Origin of the sequence: Aeromicrobium marinum DSM 15272 (assembly GCF_000160775.2) — a bacterium.
Lineage (GTDB): Bacteria > Actinomycetota > Actinomycetes > Propionibacteriales > Nocardioidaceae > Aeromicrobium > Aeromicrobium marinum.
In genome coordinates, this window is record NZ_CM001024.1 from 193,297 (window position 1) to 207,077 (window position 13,781).

Annotated in this window: 16 protein-coding genes and 1 riboswitch; of the genes, 9 read left to right on the forward strand and 7 right to left on the reverse strand. The window is 72.5% G+C overall.

Annotated elements, in window-relative coordinates; translation table 11 throughout:
* Positions 1-45: 45 nt before the first annotated feature.
* The 3 genes from HMPREF0063_RS01080 to HMPREF0063_RS01090 all read left to right on the forward strand — a co-directional run bounded on the left by HMPREF0063_RS01080 (position 46) and on the right by HMPREF0063_RS01090 (position 2,459).
* A complete protein-coding gene (locus HMPREF0063_RS01080) occupies positions 46-1,188 on the forward strand; it encodes an acyl-CoA dehydrogenase family protein (protein ID WP_007076793.1) in 1,143 nt (380 codons plus the stop codon).
* 138 nt (positions 1,189-1,326) lie between these two features.
* Complete coding sequence (locus HMPREF0063_RS01085) at positions 1,327-1,779, forward strand: hypothetical protein (RefSeq protein WP_040320015.1); 453 nt, start codon at positions 1,327-1,329, stop codon at positions 1,777-1,779.
* Positions 1,776-2,459: an acyltransferase gene (locus tag HMPREF0063_RS01090; RefSeq protein WP_156793997.1), complete on the forward strand. Its 684-nt coding sequence runs from the start codon at positions 1,776-1,778 to the stop codon at positions 2,457-2,459. Before HMPREF0063_RS01085 ends, HMPREF0063_RS01090 begins: the two co-directional genes overlap by 4 nt.
* A gap of 122 nt (positions 2,460-2,581) precedes the next feature.
* On the opposite strand, the gene HMPREF0063_RS01095 is transcribed toward HMPREF0063_RS01090, so the two are convergent.
* Genes HMPREF0063_RS01095 through HMPREF0063_RS01115 form a run of 5 tightly spaced genes read right to left on the reverse strand, consistent with a single transcriptional unit; the run spans position 2,582 to position 6,850 of the window.
* Positions 2,582-3,331, reverse strand: a complete 750-nt coding sequence (locus tag HMPREF0063_RS01095; RefSeq protein ID WP_040320392.1) for a helical backbone metal receptor — start codon at positions 3,329-3,331, stop codon at positions 2,582-2,584.
* 5 nt (positions 3,332-3,336) lie between these two features.
* Entirely contained in the window at positions 3,337-4,236 is a 900-nt protein-coding gene (locus HMPREF0063_RS01100) for a dihydropteroate synthase (RefSeq protein ID WP_007076797.1), read from the reverse strand.
* A complete protein-coding gene (locus HMPREF0063_RS01105) occupies positions 4,233-4,985 on the reverse strand; it encodes a dihydrofolate reductase family protein (protein WP_007076798.1) in 753 nt (250 codons plus the stop codon). Before HMPREF0063_RS01105 ends, HMPREF0063_RS01100 begins: the two co-directional genes overlap by 4 nt.
* Positions 4,986-4,993: 8 nt before the next feature.
* On the reverse strand, positions 4,994-6,142 hold the full coding sequence (locus HMPREF0063_RS01110; protein WP_007076799.1) for an AI-2E family transporter: 1,149 nt from the start codon (positions 6,140-6,142) through the stop codon (positions 4,994-4,996).
* A gap of 9 nt (positions 6,143-6,151) precedes the next feature.
* Positions 6,152-6,850 (reverse strand): uracil-DNA glycosylase, encoded by a 699-nt coding sequence (locus tag HMPREF0063_RS01115; RefSeq protein WP_007076800.1) that lies wholly within the window; start codon positions 6,848-6,850, stop codon positions 6,152-6,154.
* Between the two features lie 39 nt (positions 6,851-6,889).
* Between HMPREF0063_RS01115 and HMPREF0063_RS01120 the strand changes: the two genes are divergently transcribed.
* Complete coding sequence (locus HMPREF0063_RS01120) at positions 6,890-8,107, forward strand: MFS transporter (protein WP_007076801.1); 1,218 nt, start codon at positions 6,890-6,892, stop codon at positions 8,105-8,107.
* Between the two features lie 18 nt (positions 8,108-8,125).
* Here the strand turns inward: HMPREF0063_RS01120 and HMPREF0063_RS01125 are convergent, their stop codons facing one another.
* Both HMPREF0063_RS01125 and HMPREF0063_RS01130 read right to left on the reverse strand, forming a co-directional pair.
* Positions 8,126-8,713: a GNAT family N-acetyltransferase gene (locus tag HMPREF0063_RS01125; RefSeq protein ID WP_007076802.1), complete on the reverse strand. Its 588-nt coding sequence runs from the start codon at positions 8,711-8,713 to the stop codon at positions 8,126-8,128.
* A 19-nt stretch (positions 8,714-8,732) separates the two neighbouring features.
* Positions 8,733-10,160 carry an alpha,alpha-trehalose-phosphate synthase (UDP-forming) gene (locus HMPREF0063_RS01130; protein WP_007076803.1) on the reverse strand — a complete coding sequence of 476 codons (1,428 nt, stop codon included), beginning with the start codon at positions 10,158-10,160 and terminating at the stop codon, positions 8,733-8,735.
* An 84-nt stretch (positions 10,161-10,244) separates the two neighbouring features.
* Here HMPREF0063_RS01130 and HMPREF0063_RS01135 point away from each other — a divergent pair, with 84 nt between their 5' ends.
* From HMPREF0063_RS01135 to thrC, 5 genes are all read left to right on the forward strand, one after another.
* Positions 10,245-10,541 carry a DUF3263 domain-containing protein gene (locus tag HMPREF0063_RS01135; protein ID WP_007076804.1) on the forward strand — a complete coding sequence of 99 codons (297 nt, stop codon included), beginning with the start codon at positions 10,245-10,247 and terminating at the stop codon, positions 10,539-10,541.
* Positions 10,542-10,554: 13 nt separating this feature from the next.
* A complete protein-coding gene (locus HMPREF0063_RS01140) occupies positions 10,555-11,088 on the forward strand; it encodes a LytR C-terminal domain-containing protein (protein WP_007076805.1) in 534 nt (177 codons plus the stop codon).
* Positions 11,085-11,882: a trehalose-phosphatase gene (otsB, locus tag HMPREF0063_RS01145; RefSeq protein ID WP_007076806.1), complete on the forward strand. Its 798-nt coding sequence runs from the start codon at positions 11,085-11,087 to the stop codon at positions 11,880-11,882. The genes HMPREF0063_RS01140 and otsB overlap by 4 nt, the downstream gene beginning before the upstream one ends.
* On the forward strand, positions 11,872-12,321 hold the full coding sequence (locus tag HMPREF0063_RS01150) for a hypothetical protein (RefSeq protein ID WP_007076807.1): 450 nt from the start codon (positions 11,872-11,874) through the stop codon (positions 12,319-12,321). Before otsB ends, HMPREF0063_RS01150 begins: the two co-directional genes overlap by 11 nt.
* A 59-nt stretch (positions 12,322-12,380) precedes the next feature.
* Positions 12,381-12,488: riboswitch (SAM riboswitch) on the forward strand.
* A gap of 10 nt (positions 12,489-12,498) precedes the next feature.
* Entirely contained in the window at positions 12,499-13,770 is a 1,272-nt protein-coding gene (thrC, locus tag HMPREF0063_RS01155) for a threonine synthase (protein WP_007076808.1), read from the forward strand.
* The last annotated feature ends 11 nt before the right edge of the window (positions 13,771-13,781 follow it).

Genomic DNA, 13,781 nt, shown 5'->3' on the forward strand with positions numbered 1-13,781 from the left:
TGCCTGGGTACTACGTCCGGTACTGAGCCGGGCTAGGCTGACGCCATGCCCGCCGAACGCCTGCTGCCGTCAGACGACGCCGCCGACCTGGTCGACCTCACCCGCACGATCGTCGACAAGGAGCTGCGGCCCCGCGTCGACGAGGCCGAACGGTCCGCGACCTTCCCGCGGGAGGTCTTCCGCACCCTCGGGCGAGCCGGTCTGCTGGGCCTGCCGTACCCCGAGGAGCTGGGCGGCGGCGGCCAGTCGTACGAGGTGTACCTGCAGGTGGTCGAGGAGATCGCCTCGGCGTGGGCGGCCGTGGGCGTCGGCGTCAGCGTGCACGCGCTCTCGTGCTTCGGCCTGTCGCACGCCGGCACCCCCGAGCAGCAGCAGCGCTGGATGCCCGACCTGCTGGCGGGTGACCTGCTGGGGGCGTACTGCCTGTCCGAGGCGCACGCGGGGTCGGACCCGGCGGCGATGCGCACCACCGCCGTCCGCGACGGCGACGAGTACGTCATCAACGGGGCGAAGGCCTGGACGACCCACGGCGGCGAGGCGGACGTCTACAAGGTCATGGCCCGCACCTCCGACACCGGCGGACGGGGCATCTCGTGCTTCCTGGTCCCGGCCGGCACGCCGGGCCTCACCGCCGACAACCCCGAGCAGAAGATGGGGCTGATGAGCTCCACCACGGCCACGATGCTGTTCGAGGACGTCCGCATCCCGGCCGACCGACGGCTCGGCGAGGAGGGTCAGGGCCTCTCGATCGCGCTGGCCGGCCTCGACGCCGGTCGGCTGGGCATCGCGGCGGTCGCGACCGGCGTGGCCCAGGGCGCGCTGGACGTCGCGCTGGCGTACGCCAAGGAGCGGGAGGCCTTCGGCCGGCCGATCGTCGACCACCAGGGACTGACGTTCCTGCTCGCCGACATGGCCGCCGCCGTGGAGTCGGCGCGGGCGACGTACCTGCACGCCGCCCGGTTGAAGGACGCAGGTCGGCCCTACGCGCGCCAGGCATCCATCGCCAAGCTCGTCGCCACCGACAACGCCATGCGGGTCACGACCGACGCCGTGCAGGTGCTCGGGGGCGCGGGCTACACCAAGGACTTCCCGGTGGAGCGGTACATGCGGGAGGTCAAGGTCATGCAGATCTTCGAGGGCACCAACCAGATCCAGCGCCTGGTGATCGGCCGCGACCTCGCCCGGTGAGGCTGGGTGGGCGTGGTCTCGAGGGCGCTCGTTCCTCGCGCCACCTCAACCACCGGGGTGACCTTCGGGTGGTTGAGGTGCGAGCCTGCGAGCCTCGAAACCACCGGTCACCCGCGCCGGTCTGCCATGATCGGGCGCATGCCCCGCTGGATCTGTTTCGTCCCCGTGCTCGTCGGCGGCGTCGCCTACGGGATCTTCGGCCACCCGACCCTGCCGATCGTGCAGTTCGAGCTGGCCGGCGACGCCCTCACCGCGGCTGAGCTCGCTGCCGGGCGTGAGGACGAGTTCCGGGCCGCTCTGGTCGTGGACTGGGTGGCCTTCATCCCCGGCTACGTGCTGACGGCGGTGCTGCTGTCGACCCGGCTCGGCCGCCGCGGGCTCGCCGGGCTCCTCGTGGTCGCCGCGGTGGCGGCGGGACTGTTCGACGTGGTCGAGAACGCCCGGCTGTGGAGCGGACTGGAGGACGGCACGGATGCGGCCTTCCAGCAGGCGAGGGCTTTCGCGCTGGCGAAGTTCGGCCTGCTGACCGTCGTGCTGGCCCTCGGTGTCGTGGCGGTGGCGCGGCGGCGGCCCGCTAACCTCTCCCCGTGACCCGACGGCGACGCCTGCTGAACCGTTCCGTGCACGCGGTCCACCGGTGGGTCGACCGGGTCGGCGAGATCGTGCCCGGGACGGACCGCGCCGACGAGTTCGGCTCGTTCGGCGCCGGCAGCGCCATCGGGTTCCCGGCCGCCACCCTCATGGGCCTGGAGTCGATCCACGTCGGGTCGAACACCCTCATCGGGCGCCACGTCACCTTGTCGGTCGGCTACGGCGCGCTCTGGAGCACCCGGCCCGAGCGCGGTCTGGTGATCGGCGACCACTGCGTCATCGGCGCCCGTTCCAGTCTCACCGCCCACGCCTCCATCGAGCTGGGGGACGGTGTCTGGTGCGGCCAGGACGTCTTCGTCTCCGACGCGAGCCACGGCTACCAGGATCCCGGGCTCCCGGTGGGCGAACAGTTCGGCGAGCACCTGCCGGTGTCGGTCGGGGCCGGCTCCTGGATCGGTCACGGGGCGATCGTGCTGCCCGGGACGCGACTCGGGCGCAACGTCGTCGTGGCCGCAGGATCGGTCGTGCGCGGCGTGGTGGACGACCACACCGTGGTCGCCGGGGTCCCGGCCCGCGTGGTGCGCCGGCTCGAGCCCGGGGTCGGCTGGGTGGGCCCGGGCGGCGACGTGCGACCGGTCACCGACCAGGCCGCCTTCTGGCGCGCCGTCTCCCCCGACTGACCTCGGCCCTCCCCTCTGCCTCCCCCGGGGCGGTGGATCTGCGACCGTATGACGGCTCTTTCGGTCCGCTGGGCACCGACGGGGCCTTTCGGTCGCGAATCCACCGCCGGTCGGGGGGGGGATCAGCCGAGGGCGGTGAGGATCTCGTCGCGGGCGGTCAGCTGGGCGGGGCCGTACCAGGTCAGCGCGCGACCCGACACGTGGACGACCGGTGCGGTGTCGAACGCCTCCGGTCCGTCGTCCGGGGTGAACACGTACGGCTCGTCGGGCAGCAGCACGACGTCGACCCGGTCGGTGTCGATCGCGCTGAGGTCGACCTGCGGGTAGCGGTCGCCGGAGTCGCCGAACACGTTGTCGAGCCCGAGGCGGTCGAGCAGGTCGCCGGTGAAGGTGCGACTGCCGACCACCATCCACGGGTCACGCCAGATGGGCACCGCGACCCGTCGCCGTCGGGCGGGGGCGGGCTGCTCCCACGCGGCCTCGGCGCGTTCGAGCCACGCGGGGACGCCCCATCCGAGGGCGAGGTCGAACAGCCTGCGCATCGAGGCGAACGACTCCGCCACGGTCTCGATCCGGGTCACCCAGACCGCGATCCCGGCCTCGCGCAGCCGCCGCACGTCGAGCTCCCGATTCTCCTCCTGGTTCGTCACCACGAGGTCGGGGCGCAGGTCGACGATCGCCGCGCGGTCGGGGTTCTTGGTGCCCCGGACCCGCGTCACCGTCAGGTCGCCCGGGTGGGTGCACCAGTCGGTGGCGCCCACCAGGGACCCGGGGCGGGTCGCGGCGATCGCCTCGGTCAACGACGGCACGAGCGACACCACCCGGGTGGCCGGCGCGGGGACGGCGACCGCATGCCCCAGGTCGTCGAGCACGGTGGTCACCGAGCGGTGGCGGAGAACGCAGCCATGGCCGCCAGGACGGCGCTGGTCAACGGAACCTCGTGGGTCCGGTACATCCCGGTGCCCCCCAGGAACGCCAGGGCCGCGAAGAATCCCTCGGCGCTGCGGAACTGGTCCCCGAACAGGTCGAACGCGTGCGGCAGGGCATGACAGACCGGCACACCGAGCCGGCGCAACCGGAAGGTGTTGAGCAGCGAGACGGCCTGGTGGCGCATGCGGGCCTGCTGGTCGTCGAGGTGGAAGTCGAATCCGGCCCCGGGGTCGATCACGATCTCCGTGACACCGCAGGAGCGCGCCTTCTCGATCCGCTCCCCGAACGATTCCAGCATCGCGGGGACGGGGTCGGCGTCGACCGCCGGGGCGTCGACCGACCGTGCATGGCCGCCCAGGATGTGGCACAGCACCACGGCAGCGTCGGCCTCGGCCGCGAGCGCGAACATGGCGTCGTCCTGCTGGGACCCGGTCAGGTTGAGCACCTGCGCCCCGGCGCGCAGTGACGCCTCGACGACGTGCAGGTCGTAGGCCTCGACCGACACGACGATGCCGTCCGCGACGAGGTCCTCGATGACCGGGACGAGCTGTCGCACCTGGTCCTCGGGCGTGACCAGCGAGGCGGTGGACCGGCTCGACTCCGCGCCGATGTCGATGACGTGAGCCCCCTGGGCGACCTGGACCCGGGCCTTGCGGACCGCGGCGGCGGTGCCGACGGCCACGCTCTCGCGGTAGGTCGAGTCCCGCGAGAGGTTCACGATGCCCATCAGCGCGGGCTCGACATCGGTGTCGAGGAGCACCGAGCCGAGCTTGAGGGGAGCGACCGGGTGGTCCAGGTCGTCGCGGTACGTCGTGGCCAGGTCGGCCAGGTCGGACAAGGAGATCACGTCAGGTCCTTGGTGTATCGAGCCATCAGGGTGCCGTCGCTCTCGAGGAGGTGGACGAGCCGGAACCGGGCCGGGACCGCCATCGTCTCGGTCACGGAGGACTGGCTGGTGCCGACGAACAGGGGCGAGACGGTGATGTCGGCCTCGTCGACGAGGCCCGCCACCATGAGCTCGCGCAGCAGGCTGGGCCCGCCCTCGCAGACGATGCGTCGCAGGCCCCGCTCGACCAGCGCGCCGATGATCGTGGCGGGCGCGAGATCGGGGAGCAGGACCAGGTCGGCGTGCGTGCGAGCGGTGGCGATCCGTCCCGGATCGGCGTCATCGCGGCTCAGGACCACCGGGCGATGGGTGGATCCGGCCCACACCGGCAGGTCCCACGGGAGGTCGAGCGACCCGCTGAGCACGGCCAGGGTGGGTGCGCTCCGCTGGCCCGCCTCGTGGCGCTGCTGGGCGTCGGAGGCCCGGGCCGTCATCGGCGAGTAGCGCTCGCCGCGCAGGGTCCCCGCTCCGATCAGGACCACGTCGGCGTGGCGGCGCACGGCGACCAGCACGTCCCTGTCCTCCGGCGACGAGATGGACCCGCTGAGTCCGTCGGGTCCGGCCGCTGCGCCGTCGAGGGTGGTCACCATCATGGCTCGGACCCAGACGAGATCCGCGGGCCAGACGGGCCACGGGTAGAGGTCTTCGAGCTGGGCCGGTCCCACCGGCGTGCCGGGGGAGCCCGGCAGCACCTGCCGGATCGATGTCATCGTCGGGTTCAGTCCTCGGGTGGTGGGGGCGAGGCGGCGTGCGCGTCCTCCGGCGGGGCCTCGGGGGAGACCGAGAGGTCGATCTGCTCGTTGACGTACCGCAGCACCGTCGCGACGGTGGCGACGACCGGCACGGCCAGGAACGCGCCGGTGATCCCGAAGAGCGAGCCGCCCGCCAGCACCGCCAGCAGGATGACCGCGGCGTGCAGGTTCATCGTCTTGCCCTGCAGCCACGGCGACAGCAGGTTGCCCTCGAGCTGCTGGACCCCGACGAACACCAGCAGGATGACCAGTGCGTCCTGCGGGGACCCGGTCACCAGCGTCACCAGCACGGCGAGCGCCCCGGTGACGAAGGCGCCGATGATCGGGATGAAGCTGCCGAAGAAGGTCACGACGGCCAGCGGCACGGCCAGCGGCACCCCGACGATCGCCAAGGCGATGCCGATGATGGTGGCGCTGATGAGCGCCACGATGCTCTGCGTGCGGATGAACCCGCCGAGGGTCTCCCACGAGCGGCCGAGGACCTCGGTCAGGTGGTGGCCGGCGCGGCGTCCGCCGAGCGACGCCACCCAGGGGAGGAAGCGGTGACCGTCCTTGATGAACAGGAAGGTCAGGATCAGGATGACCACCAGGTTCAGGACCACCGAGGTGGCCGTGCTGATGGTCGAGAAGATGCCGGCGCTGATGGCCGCGGCGCTGTCCTGGATGCGGTCCTGCAGGGCCCCGACGGCGCGGGTGATCTGGGCGTCGGACAGCTGCATGGGCCCGTCGATCAACCAGTCCCGCACCTTCTGGAGTCCGCGGGACGCCTGGTCGGCGATGTCGGGGGCCTGACCGGCCACCTGCGGGGTGAGGATGGCGACCAGGGTCGTGATCAGCCCGAGGAAGCCGATCATGACCAGGCCGGCGGCCGCGACCGACGGCAGACCCTTGGAGCGCAGCCAGGTGACGGGCGGGGCCAGCACGGTGGAGACGATGATCGCGAGCGCGACCGGGTACCAGACCATCCAGGTCTGACCGAGGACCCACCCGACGACCACGGCGGCCAGGGCGATGGTGACGATGCGGATCGACCAGCGTTGCATGCCGTCGAACCCGTGGTCGATCACCGCGGCGCGGTCCATCACGCGCGGCTGCTCGGGGTCCGGTCGGTTCACCGCACCAGCCTAGCCATCCGTCGGCAGCCCGCCCGTCGGCAGACGCCAGTCGACCGGCGCGGCTCCCTTCTGCGCCAGCAGGTCGTTGGCGCGGCTGAAGGGCCGTGATCCGAAGAACCCGCGTGACGCCGACAGCGGGCTCGGGTGGGCCGAGGCGATCTGCGGGGTGTCGCCGAGCAGCGGGGACAGGGCCTGCGCGTCGCGTCCCCACAGGATCGCGACCAGTGGACCGCCCCGGGCGACCAGGGCACGGATCGCCTGCTCGGTGACCCGCTCCCATCCCTTGCCGCGGTGGCTGGCCGGGTTGCCCGGCCGCACGGTCAGCACCCGGTTGAGCAGCAGCACCCCCTGGTCGGCCCAGGCCGACAGGTCCCCGTGCGGCGGAGCGGGGATCCCGAGGTCCGCGGTCAGCTCGGTGTAGATGTTGGTCAGGCTGCGCGGCAGCGGTCGGACGTCGGGCGCGACCGAGAACGACAGCCCGACCGGGTGCCCCGGGGTCGGGTAGGGGTCCTGTCCGGTGATCAGGACGCGGACGTCGGCGAGCGGCCGTTCGAAGGCGCGCAGCACGTGCGGCCCCGCCGGCAGGTAGCTGCGCCCGGCTGCGATCTCGGAGCGGAGGTAGTCGCCCACGGCGGCGATCTCGCCCGCGACCGGCGCCAGCGCCTCGGCCCAGTCCGGCGCCACGAGGTCGGACAGGTCACGGCTCATCCCGCGAGCCTAACGGCGGTCGGTAGGGTGGCTCCCGCTGTGTCAGCCATCGCCGCCTACCGCGCGCTCCTGCGGATCGTCGGGCCCGCCTACGTCGTCGTAGCCTTCCTCGGGCGGATCCCGCTCGCCATGAGCCAGCTGGGCGTCCTCGTCCTGGTCAGCACCGAGACCGGTCGCTACGGGGTCGGCGGAGCCGCCGCCGGCATCCTGGCCGTGGCCAACGCGATCGGTTCGCCCTTGGCCGGCGCGCTCGCGGACCGGGTCGGGCAGCGGCCGGTCGTCCTCGTGCAGTCGCTCGTGGGTGCGGTCGGGCTGGTCGCGGTCGTGCTCGTGACCGGTGCCGGAGCGGCCCACGGGATCATCTTCCTCGCGGCCGGGATCACCGGCTTCGCGATGCCGCAGGTCGGTCCGTTGGCCCGGGTCCGGTGGCGCCCGATCACGTCCGACCGGGGGGACCAGCGCCGCCTCGTCGACGCGGCCTTCTCCTACGAGGGGGCCGCCGACGAGGCCTCGTTCGTGCTCGGTCCGGCACTGATCGGGGTGCTGGCGATCGTGGCCGAGCCGGCCGGGGCGCTGGTGGCGGCGGCCGTCCTGCTCGCGGTGTTCGGCACCTGGTTCGCCGTCCACCCCACGTCAGCGCTGGTCGCGAAGCGGGCCGCCACCGACGTGGTCGGCGGATCCACGCTCTGGACGGTGTCGTTCGTCGTGCTGGTGTTCGCGCAGCTGTGCATCGGGGCGATCTTCGGCAGTGTCCAGACCGGCACCACCGTCCTGGCCGACGGGGTCGGGCAGGCCGGCGCGGCGGGGCTCATCCACGCCGTCCTCGGCATCGGCAGCGTGATCGCCGGTCTGGCCGTCACGGCCCTGCCCGAGCGGGTCCTCTACGCGACCCGGATGCTGGTGGCCGCCACCGGCCTGCTGGTGCTGTCGGCCCCCCTGCTGCTGGTCGACTCGATCCTCTCGCTCGTCGTGGTGATCGCCCTGCTGGGCTTCGCGGTGGCGCCCTACATGATCAGCAACTTCGCCCTGGCCGGGATCCTCGTCCCGCTGCACCGGGTCGGGACCGCCATGACGCTGCTGGCCGGCGCCACCGGCATCGGCTACGCGCTCGGCGCGTCCCTGGCCGGACGGCTGGCGGACGACAGCGGTCACCGACCGGCGTTCGCCGTCACCGTCGCGGCCGCCGGGGTCGCCCTCGTGCTCGCCCTCGCGGCCAACCGCACGCTGCGCGAGGCCCGGCCCGTCGCCCACGCCTGACCCGGCGGGGCGGCCTCGTCAGGCCAGGCGCGCCTCGAGCGACCTGCGGACGCCCGGCCACTCGTCGTCGGTCATCGCGTACACGACGGTGTCGCGCCACGACCCGTCGAGCCGGCGGCGGTGCTTGCGCAGCAGGCCTTCGCGCACCGCCCCGAGCCGCTCGATGGCGGCCTGAGACCGCAGGTTGCGCACGTCGGTGTGCCACACCACCCGGACGCACCCCATCTGGTCGAAGGCGCGGGTCAGCAGCAGGAGCTTCGCCTCGGTGTTGACCGGCGTGCGCCACACCCGCCGGGCGAGCCAGGTGTGGCCGATCGCCACGGTGCGCTGGGTCCGGTCGACCTCGTAGTACGTCGTCACGCCGACCGCTCGTCCGGAGCCGACCTCGACCTGCGCCCAGGGCTGCAGGTCGTCGCGGCCGAGCAGCGCCCCGACGAGGTCCTCGGCCTCACGGGCGCTGCGGGGCCTCGACACGGTGAGGTGCTCGAAGACGTCGTCGGAGTCGGCAGCCACCAGCAGGTCGGCGGCGTGGTCGCGGCGCAGCGGCTCGAGCCGGACGTGGGCACCGGTCATCGTCCCGGCGCCCTCCCACGGGTCGGTCTCCACGGCGACTGGGTCCCGTCCGTCAGACCGGACGGGTGGTCTTGTGATGGGTCTCGGGGTCGGCGCGCAGGTCGGCCAGGAAGTCGTTGGCCCACTGGTCGATGTCGTTCTCCATGACCTGCTTGCGCAGGCCCTTCATCCGGCGCGAGTTCTCCTTGCGGGTCGCCCGCATGGCCTCCAGCAGGCGCGCCTTCATCCCGTTGATGTCGTACGGGTTCACGAGGTAGGCCTGCTTGAGCTCGCCGGCCGCACCGGCGAACTCGCTGAGCACCAGGGCGCCCCGGTCGTCCCACCGGCAGGCGATGTACTCCTTGGCCACGAGGTTCATGCCGTCGCGCAGCGGCGTGACGACCATGACGTCGGCGGCCCGGTACAGCGCCGCCATCTCCTCGCGGGGGTAGGAGGCGTGCAGGTAGGTGATGGGCTGCTGGCCGATGCGCCCGACGTCACCGTTGATGCGGCCGACCAGACGGTCGATGTCGTCGCGCAGCAGCCGGTACTGGTCGACCCGCTCACGCGACGGCGTCGCCACCTGCACGAACACCGCGTCGTCGACGTGGACGGCGCCGTCGGTGATCAGCTCGCCGAACGCGCGGATCCGCTGCCGCAGCCCCTTGGTGTAGTCGAGCCGGTCGATGCCCAGCACGATCGTGTCGGGGCTGCCGAGGCTCTCGCGGATCTCGGCGGCCCGCGCGATCACCTCGGGCGTGCGGGCGAGCTCCTCGAACCCCTTGGCGTCGATCGAGATCGGGTAGGCGCGGGCATGCACCACGCGGCCGTCGGGCAGGTACACGGCGTCACGGTGGGTCTTGTGCCCGACCCGTTGGCGCACCAGCCGGATGAAGTTCTGGGCGGCGCCCGGCAGCTGGAACCCGACCAGGTCGGCGCCCAGCAGACCCTCGAGGATCTCGCGGCGCCACGGCAGCTGCTGGAACAGCTCGGTCGGAGGGAACGGGATGTGCAGGAAGAACCCGATCCGTACGTCGGGCCGCAGCTCGCGCAGCATCGCGGGCACCAGCTGCAGCTGGTAGTCCTGGATCCAGACGACGGCGTCCTGCGCCGCGATCTGGGCAGCCCGCTCGGCGAAGCGGCGGTTCACCGCGACGTAGGAGTCCCACCACTCGCGATGGAACTCCGGGGGAGCGATCACGTCGTGGTACAGCGGCCAGAGCGTGCCGTTGGAGAAGCCCTCGTAGTACTCGACGACCTCGGTCTCGCTGAGCGGGACCGGCACGAGGTCGAGGCCGGCGTGGGTGAACGGTTCCATCTGCTCGTCGGGCGCACCGTGCCAGCCCAACCAGGCGCCACCCTTGCGCCGCATGACGGGCTCGAGGGCGGTGACGAGACCGCCGGGGGAGGTGCGCCACAGGGTCTCGCCCCCGGGTCCGACCACCCGGTCGACGGGCAGGCGGTTCGCGATCACCACGAACTCAGCCGATCCGATCCCCATGGCGTCACCCTAGCCCGACGCCACGGCCCCGGCGCACCCGCAGAACGAATGACAACGCTGTCATTCGTGCCCTAGACTGCCCGCATGAGCGCTGCCCCGAACCAGCACGACGCGACCACCTCGGTCGCGGAGACCCTGAGCGACCGCGACCGCGAGATCCTTGCGCTCGAGCGGCTCTGGTGGCAGTACGCGGGCGCCAAGGAGCAGGCCATCCGCGACAAGTTCGACATGTCGGCCACCCGGTACTACCAGGTGCTCAACGCCCTGATCGACCGCGAGGACGCCCTGGCCTTCGATCCCCTGCTCGTCAAGCGTCTGCGCCGACTCCGCGCGCAGCGTGCCCGCACCCGGTCCGCGCGCCGCCTGGGCATCGACGTCTGACCTGAGGCTCCGCGTGGATCACCGCCGCACGATCAGCCGCAAGGCGTTCGTGCCTCCCGTGTGGCTGCTGGTCGTCACCGTGACGGCCCTGGTCGCCGGCGTCGCGGGACTCGGTTGGCTGGGCTACGACCGCTACCTCGCCGACGACACCACGGTCGTCGCCGCCGATCCCGCGCCCACGCCGACCCCCGACGCGGACCCCGCCCCCGCGCCGACCGCGGAGGTCACCCCCACACCCACCCCGACCCCGTCGCCGGAGCCCGAGCTGCGCGAGGCCGGGGTCTCGGTGCTCAACAACACCGCGGTCGCCGGCCTGGCCGCGACCTTCGCCGACGGGGTCGAGGAGGTGGGCTGGCCCGATGTCACGGTCGGCAACTGGCGCGGGGCCATCCCCGAGAACACCGTGTACTTCGCACCGGGCCTGCGGGACCAGGCCGACCTGCTCGCCGCCGACCTCGGGATCACGCGGATCCTGCCGATCGTCGCGACCATGCGCACGGACCGGTTGACGGTCATCCTCGCCGAACCGACATCATCGGTGCCATGACCTCTCGCGCCACCCTGCGCGACGCGGTGGTGGCCGACCCCGGTGGCACCCTGCTCGCGCTCGACTTCGACGGCACCCTCGCGCCGATCGTCGACGACCCCGCACAGGCGCACGTCCACCCGGCGGCCGCCGAGGCACTGTCCCGACTCGGTGGCCGGCTCGGCACGGTGGCCGTCATCACCGGCCGTCCCGTGCTCCAGGCGTTGGAGCTCGGCGGCTTCCGCGGTCGGGCCGGGCTCGAGGACCTGGTGATCTGTGGTCAGTACGGCGCGGAGCGGTGGGACGCCGCGACGGGGGCCGTGTCGAGCCCGACGCGACCCGACGCGGTCGCGGCGCTGGCCGAGGCGCTGCCCGACTGGTTGGCGCGGCACGGCGCCCCCGGGGCCAGGATCGAGGACAAGCACCTCGCGGTCGCGGTGCACACCCGTGGGCTCGGCGACGGGGTCCTGGAGTCCATCGGCCGCCCCCTGGCGGACCTGGCGCGGGCGCACGGTCTGACCGTCGAGCCCGGCCGTCAGGTCGTCGAGCTGCGAGCGAGCGGGGTCACGAAGGGTGACGCCCTGCGCACGCTGGTGGGTGAGCGGTCGCCGCGGGTGGTGGTCTATGCGGGGGACGACCTCGGCGACGTACCGGCCTTCGACGCCGTCGACGACCTGCGCCGCGGCGGGACGACCGGGTTCACGGTGTGCTCGGCCTCGACGGAACAGACCGCACTGGTGCCGCGGGCCGACCTGGTGCTCGACGGCCCGGACGCCGTGGCCGCCTGGCTGGTCGAGCTCGCCGATGCGCTCTGAACCGGCGGCCGACGCCACCCGGTGGACCCGGGTCCGTGCGGTGGTCAATGCGGTGAACGGGTCGACCGCGCTGGGTCTGCTCGTCGCCCGGGCGGGCGGGGCGACCCCGCGGCGGCAGGGGCGCGGTGTGCTGCTGGCGACAGGTCACCGCTGGGGGTTCCCCCGGGCCGACGCCTTCACCGTCGGGAACGTCGTGATCAGTCGACGGGACGCCGCATGGTGGACCGGCCGCGAGACGTTGCTGCGGCACGAGGACCGGCACTGCACGCAGTACGCGTGGAGCCTCGGTCCGGTCATGCTGCCGCTGTACGGTGCTGCCGCCGCGGTCTCCTGGGTGCTGGCGGGCGACCACGCCTCGTACAACCCGTTCGAGCGGCTCGCCGGTCTGGACGACGGCGGCTACCGCGCTGCACGGCTGCGCCGCGCCCGACGTCGTTGAGGTCTGTCCGGGATATGGACGGATTGGACACATCGTGAGACCACTTCGTAGGCTGGTTCCACTCATCACGAGGGGTGGAGGGAACGGCCCGCTGATACCCCAGCAACCAGTCGGTCTTCGACCAGGTGCTACGTCCGTCCCGGAGTCCGCTCCGGGGAAGATGACCTGGAGGTATCCGTGAGCATCACCACCGAACCCCGTCCCGCCGTCGCCCTCCGCGAGGGAGCCTTCGGCCCCGCCCGCGAGCTGGTCTGTCGTGAGTGCGGGACCACGCGCCCCCTGGGACCGCACTACGCCTGCCACGAGTGCTTCGGCCCGCTGGAGATCGGTTACGACTTCGGCCCCGTCACCCGGGAGCAGATCGAGAGCGGGCCGGCCAACATCTGGCGCTACAAGGCGCTGCTGCCGGTGCCCGACGACATCGAGTCCAGCCCCAACCTCGAGCCGGGCTTCACCCGGCTGCTGCAGGCCCACAACCTCGGCCGCGAGCTCGGCATCGCGAACCTGTGGGTCAAGGACGACAGCACCAACCCCACCAACTCCTTCAAGGACCGCGTCGTCGCCTGCGCCCTGAGCGCGGCCCGCGAGTTCGGCAGCCGGGTGTTCGCCTGCCCGTCCACGGGCAACCTCGCCAACGCGGTCGCCGCGGCGGGCGCACGTGCCGGCATCCGCACGGTGGTGTTCATCCCCAGCGACCTCGAGACCCCCAAGCAGGTCAACTCGGCGGTGTTCACCGAGAACCTCGTCGCCGTCGACGGCACCTACGACGACGTCAACAAGCTCGCCAGCGAGATCGCCGGTGAGGAGGACGGTTGGGCGTTCGTCAACGTCAACGTGCGGCCGTTCTACGCCGAGGGGTCCAAGACGCTCGGCTACGAGATCGCCGAGCAGCTCGGGTGGCGCCTGCCCGACCAGATCGTCATCCCGGTGGCGTCGGGGTCGCAGCTGACCAAGGTGCACAAGGCCTTCCAGGAGCTGATCGCCCTGGGCCTGGTCGAGGACAAGCCGTACCGCGTGTTCGGCGCCCAGGCCGAGGGGTGCTCGCCGGTGGCCACGGCCTTCGCGGCCGGCGTCGACGCGATCCGCCCGGTCAAGCCCGACACCATCGCCAAGTCGCTCGCGATCGGCAACCCGGCCGACGGGGTGTACGTGCTCGACATCGCCCGGCAGACCGGGGGGACCGTCGAGCAGGTCAGCGACGACGAGATCCGCGCCGGGATCGTGCTGCTGGCCCGCACCGAGGGCATCTTCACCGAGACCGCCGGTGGCACGACCGTCGCGACGCTCAAGAAGCTGGTCGACACCGGCGTGCTCGACCCCGCGCTCGAGACCGTCGTCATCAACACCGGGCACGGACTCAAGACCCTCGACGCGGTCTCCGGCCGGGTCGGACCGGTCGCCACGATCGCGCCGACCTACGATGCGTTCGCCGCCTCCGGCATCGCCTGACCCGTCCCACC

Bases quoted from the DNA above. Each gene is read 5' to 3' on its own strand.
- HMPREF0063_RS01080 (WP_007076793.1), top strand. From the start codon at position 46: ATGCCCGCCGAACGCCTGCTGCCGTCAGACGACGCCGCCGACCTGGTC.
- HMPREF0063_RS01085 (WP_040320015.1), top strand. From the start codon at position 1,327: ATGCCCCGCTGGATCTGTTTCGTCCCCGTGCTCGTCGGCGGCGTCGCC.
- HMPREF0063_RS01105 (WP_007076798.1), bottom strand. From the start codon at position 4,985: ATGACATCGATCCGGCAGGTGCTGCCGGGCTCCCCCGGCACGCCGGTG.
- HMPREF0063_RS01115 (WP_007076800.1), bottom strand. From the start codon at position 6,850: ATGAGCCGTGACCTGTCCGACCTCGTGGCGCCGGACTGGGCCGAGGCG.
- HMPREF0063_RS01130 (WP_007076803.1), bottom strand. From the start codon at position 10,160: ATGGGGATCGGATCGGCTGAGTTCGTGGTGATCGCGAACCGCCTGCCC.
- HMPREF0063_RS01135 (WP_007076804.1), top strand. From the start codon at position 10,245: ATGAGCGCTGCCCCGAACCAGCACGACGCGACCACCTCGGTCGCGGAG.
- otsB (WP_007076806.1), top strand. From the start codon at position 11,085: ATGACCTCTCGCGCCACCCTGCGCGACGCGGTGGTGGCCGACCCCGGT.
- HMPREF0063_RS01150 (WP_007076807.1), top strand. From the start codon at position 11,872: ATGCGCTCTGAACCGGCGGCCGACGCCACCCGGTGGACCCGGGTCCGT.